This is a genomic window from Salinivibrio proteolyticus, from assembly GCF_027286365.1.
In the GTDB taxonomy this organism is placed as follows: domain Bacteria; phylum Pseudomonadota; class Gammaproteobacteria; order Enterobacterales; family Vibrionaceae; genus Salinivibrio; species Salinivibrio proteolyticus.
In genome coordinates, this window is sequence record NZ_CP114584.1 from 356,137 (window position 1) to 379,259 (window position 23,123).

The 23,123-nt window shown below is 52.4% G+C and carries 22 protein-coding genes; 10 read left to right on the forward strand and 12 right to left on the reverse strand.

From position 1 onward, the window contains the following. The 3 genes from N7E60_RS01775 to tldD all read left to right on the forward strand — a co-directional run bounded on the left by N7E60_RS01775 (position 1) and on the right by tldD (position 6,194). Positions 1–3,858: a YhdP family protein gene (locus N7E60_RS01775; protein WP_269597963.1), complete on the forward strand. Its 3,858-nt coding sequence runs from the start codon at positions 1–3 to the stop codon at positions 3,856–3,858. Between the two features lie 2 nt (positions 3,859–3,860). Further along, positions 3,861–4,679, forward strand: coding sequence for a carbon-nitrogen hydrolase family protein (locus tag N7E60_RS01780; RefSeq protein WP_077641063.1), 819 nt, complete (start codon positions 3,861–3,863; stop codon positions 4,677–4,679). Positions 4,680–4,745: 66 nt separating this feature from the next. Further along, positions 4,746–6,194 carry a metalloprotease TldD gene (gene tldD / locus N7E60_RS01785; protein WP_269597964.1) on the forward strand — a complete coding sequence of 483 codons (1,449 nt, stop codon included), beginning with the start codon at positions 4,746–4,748 and terminating at the stop codon, positions 6,192–6,194. Between the two features lie 35 nt (positions 6,195–6,229). Here tldD and yjgA read toward each other — a convergent pair whose 3' ends face one another. Continuing rightward, complete coding sequence (yjgA, locus tag N7E60_RS01790) at positions 6,230–6,757, reverse strand: ribosome biogenesis factor YjgA (RefSeq protein WP_069588156.1); 528 nt, start codon at positions 6,755–6,757, stop codon at positions 6,230–6,232. Positions 6,758–6,885: 128 nt separating this feature from the next. Between yjgA and pmbA the strand changes: the two genes are divergently transcribed. After that, entirely contained in the window at positions 6,886–8,226 is a 1,341-nt protein-coding gene (gene pmbA, locus N7E60_RS01795) for a metalloprotease PmbA (RefSeq protein WP_069588153.1), read from the forward strand. Between the two features lie 94 nt (positions 8,227–8,320). Then, on the forward strand, positions 8,321–9,154 hold the full coding sequence (locus N7E60_RS01800; RefSeq protein ID WP_269597965.1) for a hypothetical protein: 834 nt from the start codon (positions 8,321–8,323) through the stop codon (positions 9,152–9,154). A gap of 6 nt (positions 9,155–9,160) precedes the next feature. Here the strand turns inward: N7E60_RS01800 and N7E60_RS01805 are convergent, their stop codons facing one another. From N7E60_RS01805 to folB, 3 genes are read right to left on the reverse strand one after another with little or no spacing between them, the layout of a single operon-like run. Continuing rightward, complete coding sequence (locus tag N7E60_RS01805; RefSeq protein ID WP_269597966.1) at positions 9,161–9,961, reverse strand: undecaprenyl-diphosphate phosphatase; 801 nt, start codon at positions 9,959–9,961, stop codon at positions 9,161–9,163. A gap of 8 nt (positions 9,962–9,969) precedes the next feature. Next, on the reverse strand, positions 9,970–10,464 hold the full coding sequence (folK, locus tag N7E60_RS01810; RefSeq protein ID WP_069588149.1) for a 2-amino-4-hydroxy-6-hydroxymethyldihydropteridine diphosphokinase: 495 nt from the start codon (positions 10,462–10,464) through the stop codon (positions 9,970–9,972). Further along, positions 10,461–10,814 carry a dihydroneopterin aldolase gene (gene folB / locus N7E60_RS01815; protein ID WP_069588147.1) on the reverse strand — a complete coding sequence of 118 codons (354 nt, stop codon included), beginning with the start codon at positions 10,812–10,814 and terminating at the stop codon, positions 10,461–10,463. The genes folK and folB overlap by 4 nt, the downstream gene beginning before the upstream one ends. Before the next feature lie 170 nt (positions 10,815–10,984). Here folB and plsY point away from each other — a divergent pair, with 170 nt between their 5' ends. Then, positions 10,985–11,584, forward strand: coding sequence for a glycerol-3-phosphate 1-O-acyltransferase PlsY (gene plsY, locus N7E60_RS01820; protein WP_069588145.1), 600 nt, complete (start codon positions 10,985–10,987; stop codon positions 11,582–11,584). A 38-nt stretch (positions 11,585–11,622) separates the two neighbouring features. Here plsY and tsaD read toward each other — a convergent pair whose 3' ends face one another. Next, positions 11,623–12,642: a tRNA (adenosine(37)-N6)-threonylcarbamoyltransferase complex transferase subunit TsaD gene (gene tsaD / locus N7E60_RS01825; protein ID WP_077641059.1), complete on the reverse strand. Its 1,020-nt coding sequence runs from the start codon at positions 12,640–12,642 to the stop codon at positions 11,623–11,625. Positions 12,643–12,891: 249 nt separating this feature from the next. On the opposite strand from tsaD, the gene rpsU reads away from it, so the two are divergent. From rpsU to rpoD, 4 genes are all read left to right on the forward strand, one after another. Beyond that, on the forward strand, positions 12,892–13,107 hold the full coding sequence (gene rpsU, locus N7E60_RS01830; protein ID WP_069588141.1) for a 30S ribosomal protein S21: 216 nt from the start codon (positions 12,892–12,894) through the stop codon (positions 13,105–13,107). A 23-nt stretch (positions 13,108–13,130) separates the two neighbouring features. Next, complete coding sequence (locus N7E60_RS01835) at positions 13,131–13,574, forward strand: GatB/YqeY domain-containing protein (RefSeq protein ID WP_069588140.1); 444 nt, start codon at positions 13,131–13,133, stop codon at positions 13,572–13,574. Between the two features lie 83 nt (positions 13,575–13,657). Next, a complete protein-coding gene (gene dnaG / locus N7E60_RS01840) occupies positions 13,658–15,409 on the forward strand; it encodes a DNA primase (RefSeq protein ID WP_077456356.1) in 1,752 nt (583 codons plus the stop codon). Between the two features lie 93 nt (positions 15,410–15,502). Further along, on the forward strand, positions 15,503–17,341 hold the full coding sequence (rpoD, locus tag N7E60_RS01845) for an RNA polymerase sigma factor RpoD (protein ID WP_077456358.1): 1,839 nt from the start codon (positions 15,503–15,505) through the stop codon (positions 17,339–17,341). Between the two features lie 69 nt (positions 17,342–17,410). Here rpoD and mgtE read toward each other — a convergent pair whose 3' ends face one another. The 7 genes from mgtE to lptB form a co-directional block, all read right to left on the reverse strand. Beyond that, positions 17,411–18,778 (reverse strand): magnesium transporter, encoded by a 1,368-nt coding sequence (gene mgtE / locus N7E60_RS01850; protein WP_077456360.1) that lies wholly within the window; start codon positions 18,776–18,778, stop codon positions 17,411–17,413. A gap of 121 nt (positions 18,779–18,899) precedes the next feature. Further along, on the reverse strand, positions 18,900–19,175 hold the full coding sequence (locus N7E60_RS01855; protein WP_077456362.1) for an HPr family phosphocarrier protein: 276 nt from the start codon (positions 19,173–19,175) through the stop codon (positions 18,900–18,902). Then, positions 19,172–20,023, reverse strand: a complete 852-nt coding sequence (gene rapZ / locus N7E60_RS01860; RefSeq protein ID WP_167313906.1) for an RNase adapter RapZ — start codon at positions 20,021–20,023, stop codon at positions 19,172–19,174. Before rapZ ends, N7E60_RS01855 begins: the two co-directional genes overlap by 4 nt. Before the next feature lie 26 nt (positions 20,024–20,049). After that, positions 20,050–20,493, reverse strand: a complete 444-nt coding sequence (gene ptsN, locus N7E60_RS01865; RefSeq protein WP_269597967.1) for a PTS IIA-like nitrogen regulatory protein PtsN — start codon at positions 20,491–20,493, stop codon at positions 20,050–20,052. A 3-nt stretch (positions 20,494–20,496) separates the two neighbouring features. Then, positions 20,497–20,784: a ribosome hibernation promoting factor gene (gene hpf / locus N7E60_RS01870; RefSeq protein ID WP_069588127.1), complete on the reverse strand. Its 288-nt coding sequence runs from the start codon at positions 20,782–20,784 to the stop codon at positions 20,497–20,499. A 25-nt stretch (positions 20,785–20,809) separates the two neighbouring features. Further along, entirely contained in the window at positions 20,810–22,267 is a 1,458-nt protein-coding gene (locus N7E60_RS01875) for an RNA polymerase factor sigma-54 (protein ID WP_269597968.1), read from the reverse strand. 124 nt (positions 22,268–22,391) lie between these two features. Further along, positions 22,392–23,117, reverse strand: a complete 726-nt coding sequence (gene lptB / locus N7E60_RS01880; protein ID WP_069588123.1) for an LPS export ABC transporter ATP-binding protein — start codon at positions 23,115–23,117, stop codon at positions 22,392–22,394. Positions 23,118–23,123: the final 6 nt, after the last annotated feature.

The following is a 23,123-nucleotide window of genomic DNA, read 5'->3' on the forward strand; positions in this document are numbered from 1 at the left end:
ATGACCTGGGCCGCGAAAATTGGACGCTGGTTGCTAGCTGGCGTCGTGAGTCTTATTCTGTTAACCGCCGTTTTTATTGGCGGTTTGCGCTTTTTATTGCCCAACGTGGATATGGTGCGTGAGCCGCTACGACAATGGGTTAGCGAGCAAACGGGCTTTAGCGCGCGTCTTGGGACCATTGCTGGCCAATGGCGCAACCTTACGCCGTCATTGCAACTCAATCATGTCGCCTTGACCACCAGTGATAACAGCCCGCCGTTACTGACCGCAAACCACATTGATTTAAAATTGGATGTTTTTGCGAGCCTATCCCGCCGTCAACCGGTGTTTTCCCATGTTACCCTCGATGGGCTGACCTTTAACAGTGGTCAACTGCCCGATAAAAAAGATAGCACCGGGGTACGTGAGCGCCTTGAAGATTTGTTTTTAGCTCGCCTTGGCCAGTTCTCTGTAACCAACGCCCGTCTTGTTCTTGTCACACCTTCATTGGCGGCACAGACGCTGAATATCGATAACTTGTTGTGGCTTAATCAAAATGGTCAGCATCATGCGCAGGGCACCATTGGGATTGCGGGGACAGAGCTGGAAAAAATCCGCGTCAATGCGGCCTTTACCGAGACCGACGGGTTGGACTCGCTCAGTGGTGATTTTTATCTGGCTAGCGAAAACATGGATTTGGCACCGTGGCTGATGAAGCGCTTCACGCCGTCAGTTACGATTGACAATGCGCGCTTAGATGCCAATGCATGGCTGCGGGTTGAGAAAGGCCAAGTGGCGAATGCCTTGCTGGGTGTCGATACTTTGGCTTTGACGTGGCGCGATCAGCAAGGGGCCTCGCAGCAATGGGCGATCAAAGACAGCCGCGTGCAACTGCAGGCAAGAGAGGACCAGCAATGGCGTGTGGATAGCGATGGGGTTTGGGTTCAGCAAGGGGATACCACGCTGCCGGCGCTCAATCAGCTATCTTGGCAAGGAAACGTGTCCAACTGGCAGCTGAATGCCCGTCACATTGATATCGCGGCATTACGTCCGTTAGTTGGATTGTTGAGCCAATCTGACCGTCAGCATCAACTGATAGACGCCCTTTCACCGACCGGTATGGTGGACTCGCTGGCAATGAGTCAGTCCCCTGATGCGCCGCTGCGCTATCAAGCCTCTTTCTCTGACATTCGCGCCAATCAATGGGGCTATTTCCCGGCCTTTGAGGGGTTAAATGTCACCGTGTCCGGTCAGGGACATCAAGGCAAGGCGACCTTAGCATTAGGGCAACAATCACTCCCCTATGGTGATTTTTTTCAAGCGCCGTTACCGCTTGAGCATGGGGAGGTGACGGTGCAATGGGCGGATCGTGGCGATACTTTGACGGTTTGGAGTGATGCGATTGCCCTCCAAGCGGCAGACTTGGCGGCGCGCGGCGCGTTTCGCTTAGACATTCCTGCACAAGGTTCACCGTTTCTGGCGCTCTATGCTAACGCCGATGTGCACGATGCAGGCCAAACGTGGCGCTATTTACCCATCCGTGCGATGCCAGATTCACTCACCGATTACCTCTCTCGTGCGATTCAAGGCGGGCAGGCGCAAGGCAGTGACATTTTATGGTTTGGCGCGTTAAATGCGTTTCCCTACCGTCAACATGACGGCGTATTCCAAGCGCGAGTGCCGCTGAGTCAAGGCGCATTCAGTTTTAATACCGCATGGCCTACTCTGACCGAATTGGATGCTGCGCTCTTATTTGAAAACGCACGGTTAACCATTCAGGGCGATCATGTACGCCTTGGCGATGCGATCAGCCGTCAGGTTCGCGCCGATATCGCGGATATGGAGGCGCCGGATAGCACATTAACCCTAGCGGCAGATTTATCCGCCACCGGGGATGCGGTCCGTCGTTATATGTTGGCGACCCCACTCGTCGACTCAGTGGGCGCGGCGTTGACGCACGTTCAAGTTAAGGGATTGGTAGATGCCAATTTAGCGCTCGATATCCCTCTCGACGGTAGTCAGCCGCACGCCACAGGTGAAGTGCGCTTTGCGGGGAACCAAGTGCTGATTCAGGCACCGTCCATGCAACTGGATAATGTCGCAGGTAGGCTGCGCTTTGACGATGATACCATCCGCACTCGGGCGCTGACGGCCCAATGGCTGGGCCAGCCCATCAAGGTCGATTTTGACGGACAAACCGATGCGGCAGGTTATCAGCTGGATCTTAATCTGGATGCGGACTGGGACGTCGCCCCTTTGCTGGCTCAACTGTCGTTACCGCTCGAGGATTATCTTGCTGGTGGTGCCCGTTGGCAGGCGACCTTGGGCCTGACGCTGCATGACATCGGTTTTGACTACCAACTGGGTGTTGATATCGACACCACGCCTTTGCAGTCAACATTGCCCGCGCCACTGGCTAAACCGCGTTGGTCAACCGGTAGCGCCTCGCTGGCGGCAACGGGCAACAGCGAAGGGCTACAAGGGCGAATTCAGTTACCGGCGGTTAGCTATCAAGCGCGTATTAATACCCAAGGCGATCGTCCCGTGATCACTGCAAGCCAATGGCATGTGGGCGAACAGCCCACCTCACTCTTGGCGACGCAAGGGCATCGGTTGGATATTGACTTGGCACAGCTAGATATAATGCCGTGGCGTGACCTATGGCGTGACGTGACGCCGCAATGGCCACAAGGGCAAAGTGATTTTCCGACCTTACCGGTGCCCACTAAAGTGAACGCACGCATAGCTCGCTTAGATGCCGACAAACTGAGGTTTAATCAAGTGTCTCTTGCTGTGCGCAAAAAGCCACAAGGATGGGACGCCTTACTCGGTAGCAATGAGCTTAGCGGCCGCGCCCAGTGGCCGACGGGAGGACGCTTAGCGATCGATGTCGATCGTTGGCATATCAATATGATCGCCGATACCGCCGAAAACGATCCTAATGCCCCCCTGTTCGCACCGGTGGACAGCCGAGCCTCTGTCGCTGACAAGGCGCTATTGGCGGCGGTGCCATCCACCGATATATTGATCAAAGATTTATGGCTACAAGGCTATCGACTTGGGCGAGTTTCTGCATCACTCGACAAGCAAGAAGAACGCATAGACTTAACCTCATTGACCATCGAGAGCGGTCAAAACCAAGCGGCGGTAAGCGGCAGTTGGTCAATCGATGAGGATCAGCGCAATCAAACGGCGCTCTCCATACAGTTAAATGGCGATAGCACGTCGGATTTAATGGGGCGCTTTGGGGTCAGCGGTGGGATCCAAGATGCGCGTTTTACCTCGCAAGCGGATATCTCTTATGGGGGACTGCCGTGGCAAGCGGATATCACGAGTTTAAATGGTGAAGTCCGTGCCGATATCCAAGATGGTTACATCAGTGGCGTCGGGGGAGCGGGCAAACTGCTGGGCTTATTTAGCTTGGATTCTATTCTACGCAAAATCCAACTCGACTTTTCTGGCGTATTCGAAGATGGACTGGCGTTTGATGACATTACGGGCCGTGCGGTGATCACAAATGGCGTGGTCGTGACCGATAATATCCGCATGGATGGATTAGCAGGTGATATGGTTATCAGAGGTATCGCTAACTTGGTCAGCAACCAAGTCAACGCGGATGTGCGCTTTACGCCAGATATTACCTCTGGGATCCCTGTGCTCAGCGCGTTTGCTGTTACGCCACAAACGGCGCTCTACGTATTGGCCGTCACCACGGCGATTTCGCCGGTTGTGGATGTCTTTACACAGGTTCGCTATCAAGTCACTGGGCCGATTGGTACGCCTGATATTCGGGAAATATCCCGTAATCAAGAGGCGCTAACCTTGCCCGCCGATGCCACGGAACGATTGCGCCAACAGGCAGAACAAGCCAAGGAGTGAGCATGATGAAAGTCGGCATCATCCAGATGAATTCGGGCGCCGATCCGGTGCAGAACATGGACGTACTGCAAACCAGTTTGCAGCGGTTGCATCAACAAGGCGTCAAACTGGCACTGACGCCAGAAAATGCCTTGGTATTTGGTGACAAACAAGATTACCAACGGCATGCCGAGCCGTTAGGACATGGCCCTATCCAGCGCCAACTGGCAGAAATGGCGCACCAGTTCGATATCTGGCTGGTGGTGGGGGCTTTTCCGATCCAAAACGACAATGGCCGTTTGAGTAGCGCAAGCTTGGTGTTCGACAACGCCGGACATTTGCGAGGTAGCTACGATAAGCTCCATATGTTTGATGTGGAAGTGGCGGATGCCCATGGACGTTATCGGGAGTCGGACTACTTTCAAGCCGGTGATCAACTTGCCACCGTGGACACGCCATTTGGTTGCTTGGGGTTAAGCATCTGCTATGACGTGCGTTTTGCGCCGCTCTATCATGCGTTGCGCGCGCAAGGCGCCGATATTTTAACTGTGCCGGCGGCGTTTACGCGCGTCACGGGACAGGCGCACTGGGAGGCATTGCTGCGCGCCCGCGCGATTGAAACCCAATGCTGGGTGATTGCTGCCGGGCAGTGTGGCGAGCACAGTAAAGGCCGTCAAACGTGGGGGCATTCGATGATTATCGACCCTTGGGGGCAAGTGGTCGCGTCACTAGGGGACGACCCCGGTGTGACGTGGGCGGAGCTTGATCTAAGCATCGGTGAATCCATTCGCCGTAAAATGCCGGTGCTCGACCACGCTCGGTTGCAAACCCAATTGAAATAGCGCACCCTCGGCGCATCATCTTTTTATCTTTGGCTAGCATAAATAGCCTCAACCAAGAGTAAGCGAATGAGTCTGGAACAGGTCGAAGAAACCTTATTGCGCCCTGCGGGGATCAGTGAGTCGCATCTCCAAGAGACACTGGCTCACCTGAGTGGTCGTCAAATTGACTACGGCGACGTTTTTTTCCAATCAACGTGGCACGAGTCGCTCGTCTTGGAAGATAGCATCATCAAAGACGGCTCGTTCAATATCGATCGAGGTGTAGGTGTACGTGCTATCACGGGTGAGAAAACCGGGTTTGCCTACTCGGACCAACTTAACGCTGATGCCTTAATGCAAAGTGCGACCGCCGCACGCGGGATTGCACCCAAAGGTGGGCAGGGTCAAGTCAGTGCCTTTCGCACGGTTCGAGGTGGTCAATACTATGGCCCGCTTGATCCGCTCGGTAGCCTAACCCGCGAGCAAAAAATCGCATTGCTGAAAGAAATCGACAGCTACATTCGTGCCAAAGAGCCGCGAGTGAAAGAAGTCAGTGCCAGTATTAATGGCTTGTACGAGCAAGTATTGATTGCCGCCACGGATGGAACCTATGCCGCGGATATCCGCCCTCTGGTCCGTTTATCTGTGTCTGTGCTCGTTGAGCAGGATGGACGCCGTGAGCGGGGAAGTGCTGGCGGCGGTGGCCGTTATGGTTACGAGGTGTTCTTGCAAGAGCAAGACGGAAAAAGCACGGCGCTACAGTTTGCTGATGAAGCGATTCGTTTAGCGTTGGTGAACTTGCGTGCAGAAGGCGCCCCTGCTGGCACCATGCCTGTGGTGTTAGGCCCGGGTTGGCCGGGCGTACTATTGCATGAAGCGGTCGGGCATGGCTTGGAGGGCGATTTCAACCGTAAAGAATCGTCTGTCTTCACCGGCAGCCTCGGTGAGCAAGTGACCTCACCGCTTTGCACCATTGTTGATGATGGCACGATGGCGGACCGTCGCGGCTCGCTCAATATCGATGATGAAGGCGTGCCGGGCCAATATAACGTCCTGATCGAAAACGGGGTGCTTAAAGGCTATATGCAAGATAAGCACAACGCGAGCTTGATGGGAGTGGCACCGACCGGAAACGGCCGTCGCGAATCTTACGCGCATTTACCCATGCCTCGTATGACCAATACCTACATGCTGGGTGGCGACAGTACGCCGAGTGATATTATTGCTAGTGTTGAGCACGGTTTGTATGCGCCGAACTTTGGTGGCGGACAAGTGGATATTACCTCGGGTAAATTTGTGTTCTCGACCTCTGAAGCCTATTTAATTGAGAACGGCAAAGTTACCACGCCTGTGAAAGGGGCTACTTTGATTGGCAGTGGTATTGAGGCGATGCAACAAGTGTCGATGGTGGGTAATGATCTCGCGATTGACCGAGGCGTCGGCGTCTGTGGTAAGGCAGGGCAAAGTGTGCCGGTTGGCGTGGGTCAGCCAACGCTGAAACTTGATGCCATGACAGTGGGTGGCACGGAGTCATAAACAAACACGCCAGTGGAGAACACTGGCGTGAGGTTTTACAGGCTTTGGTCGTAAAAGCCTTTAATGTATTGGAAGATCTCGCGATAGGCCTTGGGCGGCTTGTTTTGTTGTCGCTCTTTTTTAGCCTGACGGGCAAGCTGGCGTAAGCGTTGGCGGTCGGCCTCTGGATACTGCAACATCACATCGTTGATAGCGTCGTCGCCTTCATCCACAACACGGTCGCGCAGTTTTTCGAGCTTATGCAGCTCAGCACTCTGTTGCGCGTGCTTGTTTTGTAGCTTATCCAGCGCCGCTTGAATCGGCTCAGGGTCGCGAGAGCGCATGAGCTTGCCGACATATTGCAATTGGCGACGACGTGCTTCGTTTTTTAAGCGTTGTGCGTCAACAATGGCGGTGTATAAGTCGTCGTCGAGTGGAAACTTTTCCAACACGGCAGGCTTGAGCTTAACCAGCGCTTCGCCAAGCTCTTGCAGGGCGAGCATATCGCGCTTCATCTCGGATTTACTCACCCAGATGATTTCTTCCTCTTCCTCCCAAGGAGCAGGTTTATTTTTACGGCCCATGTTCAACCTCAATGAGAATGTGCAATGACACTTATGTTAACAAGAAATGCGCACAAACGCGGGCTTTTTTGTCACCGGCTCGCGTGGCCCCGTATTCTAAATTCGAATTTTAATCAGAAAGGTCAACTATGAGTGTAAAACAGCAGGTCGCGGAGCAAGAGCAACACCTACGCCAAGCCGTCAGCCGTGCATTGGACATGGCCGCGCAACGCAGTGATGCCGCAGAGGTAGCGATCACCAAAAGCACAGGGATCAGCGTCACGTCACGCATGGGTGAAGTGGAGAACGTAGAGTTTAATCGCGATGGTGCCTTGGGAGTGACTGTCTACTGCGATCAGCGCAAAGGTAGCGCATCCACGACAGATCTGTCCGAGCGTGCGATTGCCAAAACGGTCGAAGCCGCGTTGGAAATTGCCAGCTATACCTCACCGGATCCCTTTGGTGGCCCAGCACCAAAACACTTAATGGCCTTTGAGTATCCCGATCTTGATCTGTTTTACCCTGACGAGCCAGAGCCCGATGCTGCAGCCGCATTAGCCATTGAGGCGGAACAAGCCGCGTTAGGTTATGACTCGCGGATCAAATTCAGTGATGGAGCCAGTTACGACAGCCATTACGGAGTCCGTGTGTATGGCAATAGCCACGGCATGCTAGGCAGTTATGCCTCCAGCCGTCAGGCGCTAAGCTGCTCGGTGATCGCGGAAAGTGCCAATGGCATGGAGCGCGATATGAGCTACACGGTTGCGCGCGATAAAGCCGATTTATGGACCCCAACCTCAGTCGGTATCGAAGCGGCAAAACACGCGGTAGCGCGCTTAGACCCACGTAGTCTGGCTACGTGTGAAGTCCCCGTGATGTTTGATGCCAGTGTGGCGACCGGCCTGTTTGGTCATCTGGTGATGGCGATCAGTGGCTCTGCGTTATATCGCAAGTCATCCTTTTTACTGGATAAAAAGGATGAACAAATCTTCCCTAACTGGCTCACGATCAATGAGTTACCCCACGTACTTAAAGGATCGGCCAGCTCGCCGTTTGATAGCGAAGGGGTCAAGACCCAAGACAGACGCATCGTGGAACAAGGGGTATTAAAAACCTATCTAGCGACCAGCTACGCGGCTCGCAAGCTCGATATGGAGCCCACTGGCCACGCTGGCGGTATCCATAACTGGTATGTCAGCCACACCGGCCAAGATGCTGATGCCATGCTGAAAACCTTGGGCACTGGTCTATTGGTGACTGAGTTAATGGGGCAGGGGGTGAATCCGGTCACTGGCGATTATTCGCGCGGCGCTGCGGGTTTTTGGGTGGAAAACGGTGAAATCCAATATCCAGTCAGCGGCATTACCATCGCGGGGAATTTAAACCAGATGTTCGCCAATATTGTCGCAATCGGCACAGATATTGAAACGCGCAGCCAAATTCAAACCGGCTCAATCATTATTGATGCAATGAAAGTGGCTGGCGAATAATACCCATCACATCTTCCTTTAGGGCGCCGATTGGCGCCCTTTTTAGTTTACTGCCATGCTAATAGCTGTTAGTCGAGCAGCGAGGGAGCGAGGCATGGACACAAGGCCGTTGCGTGATCTGATTGGAGCGCGTGTATTGGGCGTGCTAGGCACGTATTCCACCCCAGAGAAGATGGGCAGTATGGCGGTGTCGATTTGCGGTGTGGAGCCGCTTAGTGATACCCGGTTACGTACGATTTTTCCCAAAGGACACCAATTGAAAGACGGTCAATGGGTGACGTTACATCTCGATAATCGCACCGGGGTGAGTGACTATGACGCAGACCTTAAGGTGTATCGTCTGTCGTTTAAGGGCAAGGTGATTGCCACATCCGCCTTTGAGGTCATGATTGATGCGCTTGAGTATCAAGTGGCCTATGGGATGGGCGTGGTGAAGTCTTATCAAGCTCCTGATTATGCTTATCCGTTAGATACGCGTCGGACCGTGGCGTTACCCACCACACCTTTATCGCAAGTCCCGGCGATGGATGACAGTGAGTATGATAATAAAATCGGTGTGCTTTTGACCTATGCACTGAGTCAGCCACATACGACGGTGATGGCGTTTTTATCGTCGGTCGAGGATGACATTTTCTTTATCACCTTTCCGAGTACTTTCAAATCGTTGCTGCTAAAACGCGACAACCGCTGTTACTTTGCGATTGATAGCCGCGCAACCTTTACCTTTGAACAGGCGATTGAATGGAACTACAGCATTATTCGCGGCGAGGTTTATACCGTACCTAAACCGTCGATGATGTTTGATGAGATACGAGAGCGTTTTGTGGCGAAAAACCCGTGGGAAGTGGGCTTTTTTAGCCATTCAGAGGTGGAGATGTACCACCTGAAGGCAGCCAATGTGGTCTGCCCTCGGATGGCATTGGATTAGCGAGTTTTATTGGCTCATCAATAGCGCAATGAGACCCACACCTAAAATCAGGCGGTAAATCACGAACGGTAACATGCCCACACGGGTGACCAGCTTTAAAAACGCATGAATACACGCATAGGCGCTGACAAACGAGACCAAAACGCCAACCCCAATGGGGGCAAACTCAACCGGCACTGGGCTGGTGGCCAGCTGTAAGCCCAGATATGATCCGGCGAGGGTGATGATTGGAATCGACATCAAAAATGAGAAACGCGCGGCGGCTTCTCGGGTGTAGCCTAGCATCAGCGCAGCAGTAATGGTGGCGCCCGAACGTGAGGTGCCTGGGATCAAAGCAAGTGCTTGAGCGATCCCGATAAACAGCGCACGCGATCGGGTGGTTTGATACTCATCGCATTGTTGACGCGCATGGCGGTCAGCCCACCAAAGCAGTGCGCCAAATAGTAAGGTGGTAGCGGCAATCACCCACGCTGAACGCAGGTAAAGCTCAATTAAATCTTTAAGAAATAGGCCAGCCACGCAGGCGGGAATGGTCGCCAATACGATCATCCAAGCCAATTGACTATCCCGACTGTGTTTACCTGTGAACGACGTGAAAAAGGCACCTAACAGTGACACAACTTCACGGCGGAAATAGCCAATCACCGCGGCAAGTGTGCCGACATGAACGGCCACATCGAAGGCTAAGCCTTGGTCGGCCCAGCCAAAAATCTGCGATGGCAAAATGAGGTGGGCGGAGCTGGAAATGGGCAAAAACTCAGTCAAGCCTTGAATAAGGGCAAGAAAAAAGGCTTCAAACATGCTCATGGTAATGATTATTCCTTCAAATACGCAGGGGTCTCGATAGGCCATAGTGGCTGGGCTTGGTCAAATTGCTGCCAAAGCTGCGCAAATGTTCGTCCATCCCCGGGGATTGCTTGATCGGGACACAGTTCAGCGAGCGGCCAAAGGGTGAATGCAAATTTATAAATATCGTTGCGCGGTAAGGCCGGTCCGCTGGACTGACACTGATCGCCAAAGGTCAATAAATCGATGTCCAAGGTACGATCGCGATACTTAACGTCGTCGCGCTGTCGCCCATATCGACTTTCGATATCGCGTATGGTTTGCCAAAAGGTTTGCAGATCGAGTGCCGTGTCGAGCTCAGCGATAAGGTTATAGAAATTCGGCCCTTCAAAGCCGACGGGTTCGGCCTCAAAAATGCGCGAAAAACGGCAGTGTGGGTCTAAGGCTCGTAACGCCTTAACCGCGGCTTGAATATGCAGGTCGCGATCGATGTTTGAGCCAATACTGACTAATGCTTTTGTCACCGTGTGCCTCGCTCTATCACCACGCCAACATTACGCGCTTGGGCGACGGCGCCAGGTTTGGCCACACGCACTTTTACCCAGCTGACGCCAAATTGTGACTGGATTAGCGCGGCGACCTCTTCGGCGACCCGCTCGATGAGTGCACAGCGGCTGGCTTGAACATGTGCAATCACAGCCTCACTGACACTGGCATAATCCAGCGCTAAACTGACATCATCACTTTGGGCGGCGGGACGATTGTCGTGCGCCATTTCGATATCAAGTACCAACTTTTGTTGGATGGTTTGTTCCCAATCGTAGACACCGATGGTGGTCACAACGTCGAGTTGTTCTATAAAGACGGAATCCATGTTTTTTCACACTCCGTGACAGGTCGGATACCACTGTGGTAAGAAAGCCCGTATTATCGGGCTTATCGATTGACACTTGGATGCGCGATGCGTTCCGATCCATGTTGCGTCTAATCAAGATCGTGGGCGCACTATAGCAACGAATGCAGCACAAACTCTAGGAATTTCACATGACTGCACTGGCCATTGCCATCATCATCGCTGCCTATTTGCTCGGCTCTGTTTCCAGTGCGGTGCTGGTGTGCCGGGCCTATGGCCTGCCGGATCCTCGCGAACAAGGGTCTGGAAATCCGGGCGCGACCAATGTGTATCGCCTTGGCGGCCGCACGGCCGCGGCATTGGTCTTAGTGTGCGACATGCTCAAAGGGACGATCCCCGTTTGGCTCAGTTATCTTATCGGGATTAATCCGTTTTTGCTTGGCTTGATTGGCATCGCCGCCTGTCTTGGGCACATCTATCCGGTGTTCTTTCATTTTCGAGGCGGCAAAGGTGTAGCGACGGCGCTGGGCGCCATGGCTCCGATAGGACTCAGTCTCACTGGCTTGTTAGTGCTGACGTGGGGAGTGGTGTTGGTGATCACCGGCTATTCGTCATTAAGTGCTATCGTCACCGCCATTTTGGCACCGCTTTTCACTTGGTGGATTAAACCGCAATTTACGATGCCAGTGGCGATGCTTTCTTGCCTGATTTTATTTCGTCACTATGAAAATATTCGTCGCCTACTCGATGGCGAGGAAAAGCCCATTGTACTCAGGCGCTGGCGACGTTAACGGACGTAAAAAAAGCAGCCCAAGGCTGCTTTTTTGCATCATTTAGTTAGGGATGGCAAGGTATCAATCGGCCAGCGAGGCTGTGCCTTCACCCCCAGTCCCATATGCTCCCCGTTTTTGAGTCGCTGCATCCCCGCATAGGCAATCATGGCGCCGTTATCGGTACAGAACTCGGGACGTGGATAGAAAACATCACCGCCCAGTTTGCGCGTGAGGGTGTCGAGTTTGTCGCGTAAATGACGATTCGCGCTAACGCCGCCAGCAACCACTAATCGATTCATGCCACATTGCTCTAACGCTCGCTTACACTTGATTGCCAGCGTATCCACCACTGCGTCTTGGAAGGCATACGCGATATCCGCACGGGTTTGCGGATCATTGTCATTGGCAGCAATGGTATTCGCGGCAAATGTCTTCAAGCCGGAAAAGCTGAAATCGAGACCGGGGCGATCGGTCATCGGACGCGGGAAGGTGAAGCGACCGTGGGTGCCGTTTTCTGCCAGTTTTGACAGTAAGGGGCCACCGGGATAATCAAGATTCATCAGCTTCGCGGTTTTATCAAACGCTTCACCGGCTGCGTCATCAATCGACTCACCAAGAATGCGGTATTCGCCAATGCCTTTTACTTCGACTAACAGCGTGTGTCCGCCGGAGACGAGCAACGCCACAAAAGGAAAGGGAGGAGGTGTGTCTTCTAACATAGGTGCAAGTAAGTGGCCTTCCATATGATGCACTGCCACCGCTGGCACTTGCCATGCGTACGCCAGACTGCGACCGATGGTGGCACCGACCAGCAGGGCACCGACTAATCCGGGACCGGCGGTATAGGCCACGCCATCGATATCCGCGGGTGTCAGCTGTGCCTCTGCCATCGCTGCTTTGACTAACGGCAAGGTCTTTTTAACATGATCGCGAGAGGCTAACTCAGGGACAACTCCGCCATAATCGGCATGAAGCTTTACCTGACTGTAAAGTTTATGTGACAAAAGCCCGCGTTGATCGTCGTAGATCGCCACGCCAGTTTCGTCACACGATGTCTCTATGCCTAAAATTCGCATCATAACCTCAGGAAAACAGCCGATAGATTGAACGCTTAGGATAAATGAGCACGCTGAGCGTGAAGACCGAAGCGAGAAGACGTTGCCAGCACAGGCTGGCGGTGCGCGCAATCTTACATGGCTTGGAAGTAATTCGCCAGATGTGCTTTACAATGCCCCCCTATTCGGATTAGAATTTCGCACCATTTTTAATCAAGGCTGGCCAATAATTCGCCAGCGATAACTGATAACCCCTGAGGTGAAAGGCACATGCCAGTAGTTAAAGTACGTGAAAACGAACCATTTGACGTAGCATTGCGTCGCTTTAAGCGCTCTTGTGAAAAAGCAGGTATTCTTTCTGAAGTTCGCCGTCGTGAGCACTTCGAAAAGCCAACTACCGTTCGCAAACGCGCTAAAGCCGCTGCTCAAAAACGTCACCTGAAGAAGTTGGCACGCGAAAACCAACGTCGCGTACGTCTGTACTAATTTAGTCAGATTAGGTAGGTGCTATGGAATTGCTTGAACGTCTAAAAGATGCCCAAAAAGCGGCGATGAAAGCGAAAGACAAGACGCGTCTTGGTACGATTCGCCTTCTGATGTCAGCCATTAAACAGCAAGAAGTGGATACCCGTCAGTCATTGAGTGACGAGGACATTCTTGCGGTGCTGACAAAAAGCGTAAAGCAGCGCCGTGATTCCGTAGCCCAATACCAGTCAGCCGGTCGTGATGACCTTGCCGATGCAGAACTCGCAGAAATTGCAGTGATTGAAGAGTTTCTTCCTCAACCACTGAGCGAAGCAGAGGTCGATGCATTGGTAAAAGCTGCCGTTGAAAAAACCGGCGCCGCCTCCATGCAAGACATGGGCAAGGTGATGGGGGTACTAAAACCTCAAATCCAAGGCCGAGCTGATATGGGAAAAGTTAGCCAACTCGTGAAAGCGAATTTAAGCTAAGTTTTTCCAGACCTTACAACAAGCCGTGCTTTCCGTAATGGACGGCGCGGCTTGTTTGCTTCTCTCCCTATAAATTTCAGGTTATGGCAGGCAGAATCCCGCGCGCATTCATTGACGACTTGCTCTCACGTCTCGACATTGTTGAGATCATAGACGCACGGGTCAAGCTCAAGAAAAAGGGCAAGAATTACAGCGCCTGTTGTCCGTTCCATAACGAAAAAACGCCTTCATTTAGCGTTAGCCAAGAAAAGCAGTTTTACCACTGCTTCGGATGTGGTGTGCACGGTAATGCCATCGATTTTGTGATGGAATTTGATCGATTGGAGTTTCCCGATGCGATCGAAGAGTTAGCGAACACACTGGGTTTAGACGTGCCCCGTGAACAAGCGAATGGCGGGACAGCACGCCCCAGCATTCCCACGGACGATAAACGTCAGATTTATGAAACCATGGAAGCCATTGCACGGACCTACAGCAGCGAGCTGCGAACGGAAGCCGGACAGGTGGCGGTGGATTATCTCAAACAACGTGGTTTATCCGGTGAAGTGGTAAAACAGTTTGGTATTGGGTATGTCCCTGATCATTGGGACACCATTAAGCGACGTTTTGGTCGTAGCCAAGCGGAGCAACGCCAGCTGGTCACCGCCGGCATGTTGATTGAAAACGACAATGGTCGCAGTTATGACCGTTTTCGTGGTCGCGTGATGTTTCCTATCCGCGATCGCCGAGGCCGTGTGATTGGCTTTGGTGGCCGGGTGTTAGGGGATGGCACCCCGAAATACCTGAACTCGCCAGAAACGCCGATCTTTCATAAAGGTCGGGAGTTGTATGGCTTGTATGAAGTGATGCAACGTTATCGCCACCCTGAGCGTATCCTCGTGGTTGAAGGCTATATGGATGTGGTGGCACTGGCACAGTTTGGCGTCGATTACGCTGTGGCCTCGCTGGGGACATCGACTACAGGGGAGCATATGCAAACCCTGTTTCGGCAAAGTAGTACTATACTTTGCTGCTACGATGGCGATCGAGCCGGCCGAGAAGCAGCATGGCGGGCGATGGAGCAAGCACTGCCTTACATGACTGATGGCAGGCAGCTCAAGTTTATGTTTTTGCCCGACGGTGAAGATCCGGATTCGATGATCCGCCAAGAGGGCAAAGAAGGGTTTGAACAGCGGTTGAATGAGGCACAAACCCTCTCCACCTTTATGTTCACCACCTTGCTTAAGCAAGTCGACACCAGCAGCCAAGAAGGCAAAGCCAAGCTTGCGAACTTGGCGGTGCCTTTGATTGAAAAAGTGCCCGGAGATACGTTACGCCTTTACCTGCGTAATACGCTGGGGCAGAAATTGGGCATCATGGATGACCATCAGCTTGAGACCTTGATCCGTCGCCAAGGACAGCCCGTTAAAGTACATGGGCAATCAGAGATTAAGCGTACGCCGATGCGTGAGGTAATTGCGTTACTGGTCCAGTACCCGTACTTGGGCCAAGAAGTACCGCCGTTGCCGTCAGCGGAGTCGATTGATTTGCCCGGTTTGGCGTTACTTAATCCGATCCTTGAGATCTGTCGAGCGCGCCCCAATATCACTACCGGTCAGTTGCTAGAGCACTGGCGGGGGACAAAACAAGAAGCCTTGCTGGCGCGGTTAGCCGGCTGGGATCTTTATATTGACGATGATAATGCGTCAGAACTTTTTTGCGATTCACTGGATAAAATACTCGCCCAGTGTGTCGAACAACAAATAGCCAAGTTGCAAGCGAAGTCAAATACCGTCGGCTTATCAGTCGAAGAGAAGCGGGAACTGATGCTACTGATACAGAGCCAGTCCGTTTAGAAAGTAGCCAGCAAAGGCGACATTTGTTAAAATTGGCGGTTTGCGTTTCCGCATACTAAATTCTTCACTCAGACCCGAAGTTGGATATCGTCTATGGATCAAAATCCGCAGTCACAGCTAAAGTTGCTTGTCGCAAAAGGCAAGGAACAAGGCTATCTGACCTATGCCGAAGTTAACGACCACCTCCCGGAAGACATTGTCGATTCCGACCAGATAGAAGACATCATTCAGATGATCAATGACATGGGCATTCAAGTGGTAGAAGCCGCGCCCGATGCTGATGAATTGATGATGTCTGAGACCGTGGCCGACGAAGACGCGGTAGAAGCCGCAGCGGCAGCGCTGTCCAGTGTGGAAAGTGAAATTGGCCGTACCACCGATCCTGTGCGCATGTATATGCGTGAAATGGGGACGGTAGAGCTTCTGACCCGTGAGGGTGAGATCGATATCGCCAAGCGTATCGAAGACGGCATTAACCAAGTACAGTGCTCGGTGGCGGAATACCCGGCCTCGATTGCCTCACTGCTTGATCAGTTCGATAAGGTGGAAGCGGAAGAGCTACGCCTGACTGACATCATCTCTGGGTTTATTGATCCAACCCAAGATGACATGGCCCCGACCGCCACCCACATCGGCTCTGAGCTGAGTGAGAAAGAGCTCGAAGACGAAGATGACGACGACGCTGATGACGACGACGATGATGATAGCGAAGAAGATGTCGGTATCGATCCTGAGCTTGCACGCGAGAAATTTAGCGAGCTCCGTCGTACGTATTCCAATATGGAAGCGGCAATCAACCAGTATGGTCGTTACGATGACCGCACTAAAGCGTCTATCGAAGAGCTGTCGGAAACCTTCAAGCAGTTCCGCTTGGTGCCTAAGCAGTTTGATCGTCTGGTTAACGAAATGCGCCAGACCATGGACAAAGTGCGTACCCAAGAACGCTTGGTAATGCGTCTGTGTGTCGATCAGGCCAAAATGCCGAAGAAAACCTTTGTGCAATTGTTTGCCGGTAACGAATCATCCGATGCATGGATTGATGAAGCGCTGTCATCCGGTAAGCCGTATGCAGAGCGTGTGGCGCGTTACGAAGAAGATCTGCGTCGTTGTGTGCAGAAATTGAAAATCATCGAAGAAGAGACGGGCCTGTCTGTTGAGCGTATCAAAGACATTAGCCGTCGCATGTCTATCGGTGAAGCGAAAGCACGCCGCGCGAAGAAAGAGATGGTGGAAGCCAACTTACGTCTGGTTATTTCGATTGCTAAGAAATACACCAACCGTGGCTTACAATTCTTGGATTTGATTCAAGAAGGTAACATTGGCTTGATGAAAGCGGTGGATAAATTTGAATATCGCCGTGGTTATAAGTTCTCAACCTATGCGACTTGGTGGATCCGTCAGGCGATTACTCGCTCGATTGCAGACCAAGCCCGGACGATTCGTATTCCGGTGCACATGATTGAGACCATCAACAAGCTTAACCGCATCTCGCGTCAAATGCTCCAGGAAATGGGCCGTGAGCCACTGCCTGAAGAGTTGGCGGAGCGCATGATGATGCCGGAAGATAAAATCCGCAAAGTCCTCAAGATTGCGAAAGAGCCAATCTCAATGGAAACCCCTATCGGTGATGATGAAGATTCACATCTGGGTGATTTCATTGAAGATACCACCCTTGAGCTACCGATGGACTCAGCGACGTCTAACAACCTGAAAATGGCGACCAATGACGTATTGGCCGGTCTGACACCGCGTGAAGCAAAAGTGCTACGCATGCGCTTTGGTATCGATATGAATACTGACCACACGTTGGAAGAAGTCGGTAAGCAGTTTGATGTTACGCGTGAGCGTATTCGTCAGATTGAAGCGAAAGCGCTGCGTAAGCTGCGTCACCCAAGCCGTTCAGAGACATTACGTAGCTTCTTGGACGAGTAAGCGGTAAGCGTTTTGCACAGTCCAATAAAAAGGCGAGCCAATGGCTCGCCTTTTTTAATCGCGGTCAGATTAGGTAATAAACAGGGTGGCGAGGCCAAGAAAGGCAAGGAGTCCAACCACGTCAGTAACGGTAGTTAATGCCATGCCACCGGCCAGTGCCGGATCAATATTGTATTTTTTTAACAGAGTCGGGATGGCGACCCCGGCAATCCCAGCGATAAATAAATTCATCATCATTGCACCGGCAATGATCAGCCCAAGCTCAAGATTCCCTTTCCATAGCACTACGACGCCGCCAATAATCATCGACCATACCAAGCCATTGATCAGTCCGACGGTGGCTTCTTTGGCGAGCAGCCAGCGTGTGTTGGAGTCACCAATGTGACCCACGGCTAACCCGCGAATGACCAAGGCAACGGTTTGATTCCCTGCTACACCGCCCATCGATGGGACGATGGTCATCAACACCGCAATCGCTGCCATCTTATCAAGCGTGCCTTCAAACATGTTCGACACGGAGGCTGCGGTCAGTGCCGCGAGCACATTGATCCCCAGCCAGATACTGCGACGACGCGCACTTTTAAAGGCGGGCGCAAAGGTGTCTTCGTCATCGTCCAGACCGGCCAAGCCCATCATCGAGTGCTCGGCATCTTCACGAATAATATCGACCACATCATCGATGGTAATACGGCCGACAAGGTGATTATGTTGATCGACGACAGGGGCTGAAACCCAGTTACGACGCTCAAAGAGGCTCGCCACATCGCCATCGTCCATGGTTACGCTAATGGCTTCATCCGGATCGTCCATAATGTCGACCACTTCCGTATCCGGTTGGTTAACTAACAAGGCGGCAATGGGTAGATTGCCAATCAGTCGGCCATTCGGATCAATCACATAAAGCGCATCTGTGGTATCGGGTAGCTCGCCTCGCATGCGCAGATAACGCAGCACGACATCCACAGTGACGTCGCCCCGAATCGTGACCACGTCGGTGTTCATCATCCCGCCCGCAGAGTCCTCCGGGTAGGAGAGCGCTTGCTGGATGCGCGCACGGTCTTGTGCGTCCATCTCCGCCAGCACATCTTGTGAGACGTCTTGAGGCAAACTACGCAGTAGATAAGCGACGTCGTCGGTTTCCATCCCCTCGGTGGCGGCGGCAAGTTGCTCAGGCGCCATACGCACCATGATGCCGTCTTTCACATCCTCAGACAGCTCATCGAGGATTTCACCTTGGTCTTCGGGATCCGTCAGTTGCCAGAGAACTAAACGGCCTTTGGGCGGCGAGGCCTCAAGAAGGTGGGCGATGTCTTCCGGCTCCATGTCTTCCAACATGCGGCGCACGCGGACAAACATGCCTTGTTCCAGCAGTTGGCTAACTTCTTGTAGCCGTTGGTGGGTTTGATTGCTTTGTTCTTGTTCTGTCGTTTCTGCCATAGGCAACATCCCCCATTGCAATGTCTGAAATTCTAACGCAATCAGGGGAGTCTGTCGCATGACAAATGGGTTGCGTGTCAGTATAAGAAAGGAATTGCGTGCTGGTCAGCGCAGTGGGCGGTTAACTTTCTTCGTCAAATCCGGCATCGAACAGCGCTTTTACCGCGTTTAAAGCCGGTTCGGCCTGTGGACCCGTCGCGGTGAGAGTGATGGTTTGTCCTTGAGCCGATTCCAGCATCAGCATCGCCATCACACTATCGGCCGTGGCGCGCTTATCGCCACTTTGCAACTCAATGGTGGCGTCGTAGGCTTGGAGCAGCTCAACCAGCTTCATCGCGGCCCGCGCATGTAAGCCCAGTCGGTTACGCACACACACATCCGTGTGCAGGGTGGTCATGACGATTGCTCCAAGGTGCGATGGCGAATTTGCACTTTTTCGCCAAGCTCCGTGAAATAGTCAGCCAGATATTGCGCTATATACACAGAGCGGTGTTTACCGCCCGTGCATCCAATAGCAACGGTAACATAACTGCGATTATTGTTTTTCAATGCGGGCAGCCAAGACTCAAGAAAGCCTTTGATTTGTGCAATCAGCATCGCGACATCGGGTTGCGCGGCGAGGAACATGCGTACGGGCTTTTCTAAGCCGGTATGAGGGCGCAGGGTCGGCTCCCAATGCGGGTTGGGCAAAAAGCGAACATCAAACACATAGTCGGCATCGGCGGGTAAGCCATGCTTAAAACCGAACGATTCAAACACCATCACCAAGTCGCCACTGGCGCGGCCCAATACCAGTGAGCGCACCGACTCACTTAAGTCGTGAATCGACAGCCCCGTGGTATTAATCACGCGGTCGGCATGTTCTTTGATGGGCGCCATTTGTTGCTTTTCGGCTTGAATGGCTTGCTCAAGAGACAGGTTTTGGCGCGACAGGGGATGCAAGCGGCGCGTTTCACTAAAGCGCTTAATCAGATCTTTGTCATCTGCATCCAAGTAATACAAGGTGACATCGCACACTTCCCGCAACGCGGCGAGAGTGTCAGCAATAGGCTCATTCGCGTTAGGCAGGTTGCGAATGTCCAAGCTGACCGCAATTTTGGCTTCGGCATCTTCTTGCGACGTGACGAAGTCGCGCAACAGATTCACAGGGAGATTATCAACGCAGTAATACCCGAGATCTTCGAGCACCCGCAACGCCACAGATTTGCCTGACCCCGAACGGCCACTGACAATTTTCAGCATCATAATAGACTCCCGTCAGCCCTTACTCGTTATTGAGTCATGATATTGTACAGCTCTTGGTCCGAGTCTGCATTGCGAAGCTGTCGGCATAGCTGTTTATCATTGAGCTTTTCGGCGATGGCCGAGAGGGTTTGGAGGTGGTATTTACACTGTTCGTCCGGAACGAGTAGCGCGAAGAGCAAATCAACGGGGCGCTTGTCGATAGCGTCGAACTCAATCGGTTCAGCACATTGCAACAGCACGCCAATAGCATGGTCACTGTCCGTGATACGGCCGTGTGGAATAGCAATCCCTGAGCCGATACCTGTGGTGCCCAGCTTTTCACGACTTAGCATGCATTCAAACAATTGTTGCGCGTTGACCCCCAACTTGTCCGCAGCCACTTGGCTAATGATTTCAAGGGCGCGTTTCTTGCTGGAACAGTGGACGGCACTGCGCGTGCAGTCCACTGTGAGTACGTCTTTAAGTTCCATAGCTTAATGCTGTTTGAGCTTCTCTTTATGTTTACTCAATTGCTTGACCAACTTGTCGGTCAACCCATCAATGGCCGCATACATATCTTGCGACTGCGCTTTAGCATGAATCTCTCCATTGTTGACATGGAGCGTCGCTTCAGCAATTTGGTCGAGCTTTTGGACCGTCAACACAACGTGGACATTATTAATGTGCTCGAAAAAGCGCTCGAGTTTAGCAAACTTTGTATCCACATACTCGCGTATTGGTGGCGTGATTTCGACATGATGTCCGGTCAGGTTGATTTGCATACACATCTTCCTTCTGTTGAGGCGCCTAAAGCAGGCGCTTGCGCTGGTTTGACGGCGCAATACCGAGCGACTCCCGATACTTAGCGATGGTCCGTCGTGCAACTTTGATGCCTTGCTCAGCTAACAAGGCGGCAATTTTGCTATCACTGAGGGGCTTGTTGGCAGGCTCCGCTGCCACCAACTTTTTGATCAGGGCACGAATGGCTGTCGAAGAGCATTCGCCGCCATTGTCCGTGCTCACGTGGCTTGAGAAGAAGTACTTCAACTCAAAAATACCGCGTGGCGTATGCATAAATTTTTGGGTGGTGACACGAGAGATGGTCGACTCGTGCATGTCGACGTCCATGGCGATGTCGTTAAGTACCATGGGTTTCATGGCTTCTTCGCCATACTCAAAGAAATCTTGTTGATGTTCGACAATACAGCGGGCCACCTTCAATAAGGTCTCATTACGGCTTTCGAGGCTTTTAATCAGCCACTTAGCTTCTTGCAAATGGGAGCGGATAAACTGGCTGTCTGACGGGCTACAGCCGTTACGACCATAAGCGGCATATTGCTCATTGACCTTAAGCTTAGGAACGCTATCTGGGTTGATTTGTACCACCCATTTGCCGTGGTGCTTAAACACGGAGACATCGGGGACCACGTACTCCGCTTCGTTGGTCACGATCAGATTACCCGGACGTGGCTCAAGACTATGGATCAGTTGCATCACGGCTTTCAGATCCGGCTCTTTTAGGCGGGTATCTCGCATCAGTTGACGATAATCGCGGTTGGCGAGCAAATCCATATGTTGGGTGAGCACGGTACGTGCCTCATCCAGCCAGGGCGTTTCTGGATTGTATGTCGCTAATTGGAGCAATAAGCACTCTTGTAGCGAGCGAGAGGCTACACCCAATGGATCAAAGTGTTGAACACGTTTCAGTACAGCTTCTACTTCGTCAAGCTCAATCTCCTCACTGCCCAAGCTTTCTAAGATCTCATCAGTGGTGACTGACAGGTAGCCTTGATCGTCCACCGCATCGATGATCGCCAAGGCAATGGCTTGATCCGTCTCCGAGAAGGGGGTGAGGTCGAGCTGCCATTTTAGGTAGTCGTAAAGGCTTTCGGTGGTTTCACCTTGATACACGGGGAGCTCGTCGCCGCCCGAGGCAATGCCAGTACTGCCGGTTCCCGCGCTATAGACGTCATCCCAAGTGGTATCCACCGGCAACTCGTCAGGCATTTCGTTTTTCTCGAAGGCGTCTGAGGTTTCTAACGTGTCGGCGCTGGCGGTGGCGGTTTCCGCGGTGTCGTTATCGTTACGCTCCGCGGCTTCTTGTTCTTGACCCTCGTCTTGTTCCAGCAGCGGGTTGGTTTCCAACGCTTCTTGGATCTCTTGCTGCAAATCTAGCGTCGACAACTGCAGCAGGCGAATAGCCTGCTGTAGCTGCGGTGTCATTGCGAGTTGTTGTCCAAGCTTGAGCTGAAGCGTGGGTTTCATAGGGGCGTTACACCTTTCCTTTTAGAACGACCAATGAGGTTAAAACGCTTGCTCTGGGATGCAGGGCAAGCGCTCTATAAATAACTATAGCCGTGATTGGCAGATTTTAGCGTGAGCGAGTCTACTATAGCTTGAACTGATCACCGAGATAGACACGTTTGACGTGCTCGTCATTCAGCACTTCATCAGGGGTGCCGTGCGCAATCAAGTGTCCTTGGCTGACAATGTAAGCATGCTCACAGACACTCAAGGTTTCACGGACATTGTGGTCAGTGATCAGCACGCCTAAGCCACGATCGCGTAGGTGTTCGATGATCTTTTTAATGTCGATCACGGAAATTGGATCGACGCCGGCAAATGGCTCATCAAGCAAAATAAATTTCGGGTTAGCGGCGAGGGCGCGTGCAATTTCGACACGGCGTCGTTCGCCCCCTGACAGCGCCATGCCAAGGCTATCGCGGATATGCTGAATATTAAATTCATCCAACAAATCTTCGGCTTTGTCTTGACGCTCCTCTTTGGTGAGGGATTTTCGCGTTTGCAGTACCGCCATCAAATTGTCGTAGACGGTGAGCTTGCGAAAAATCGAGGCCTCTTGCGGCAAATAACCGATGCCAAGACGTGAACGGTTATGCATCGGCTGAATGCTAATGTCTTGATCGTCGATAAAAATTGCCCCTTCGTCGCGAGCGACAAGACCGACAATCATGTAAAACGATGTGGTTTTACCTGCACCATTTGGGCCGAGTAGGCCGACGATCTCGCCGGATTTTACTTCCAGACTGACATCGGCGACGACTTTTCGTCCTTTATAACTTTTCGCCAAATTGGCCGCTTTTAACGTTGCCATAGGGCC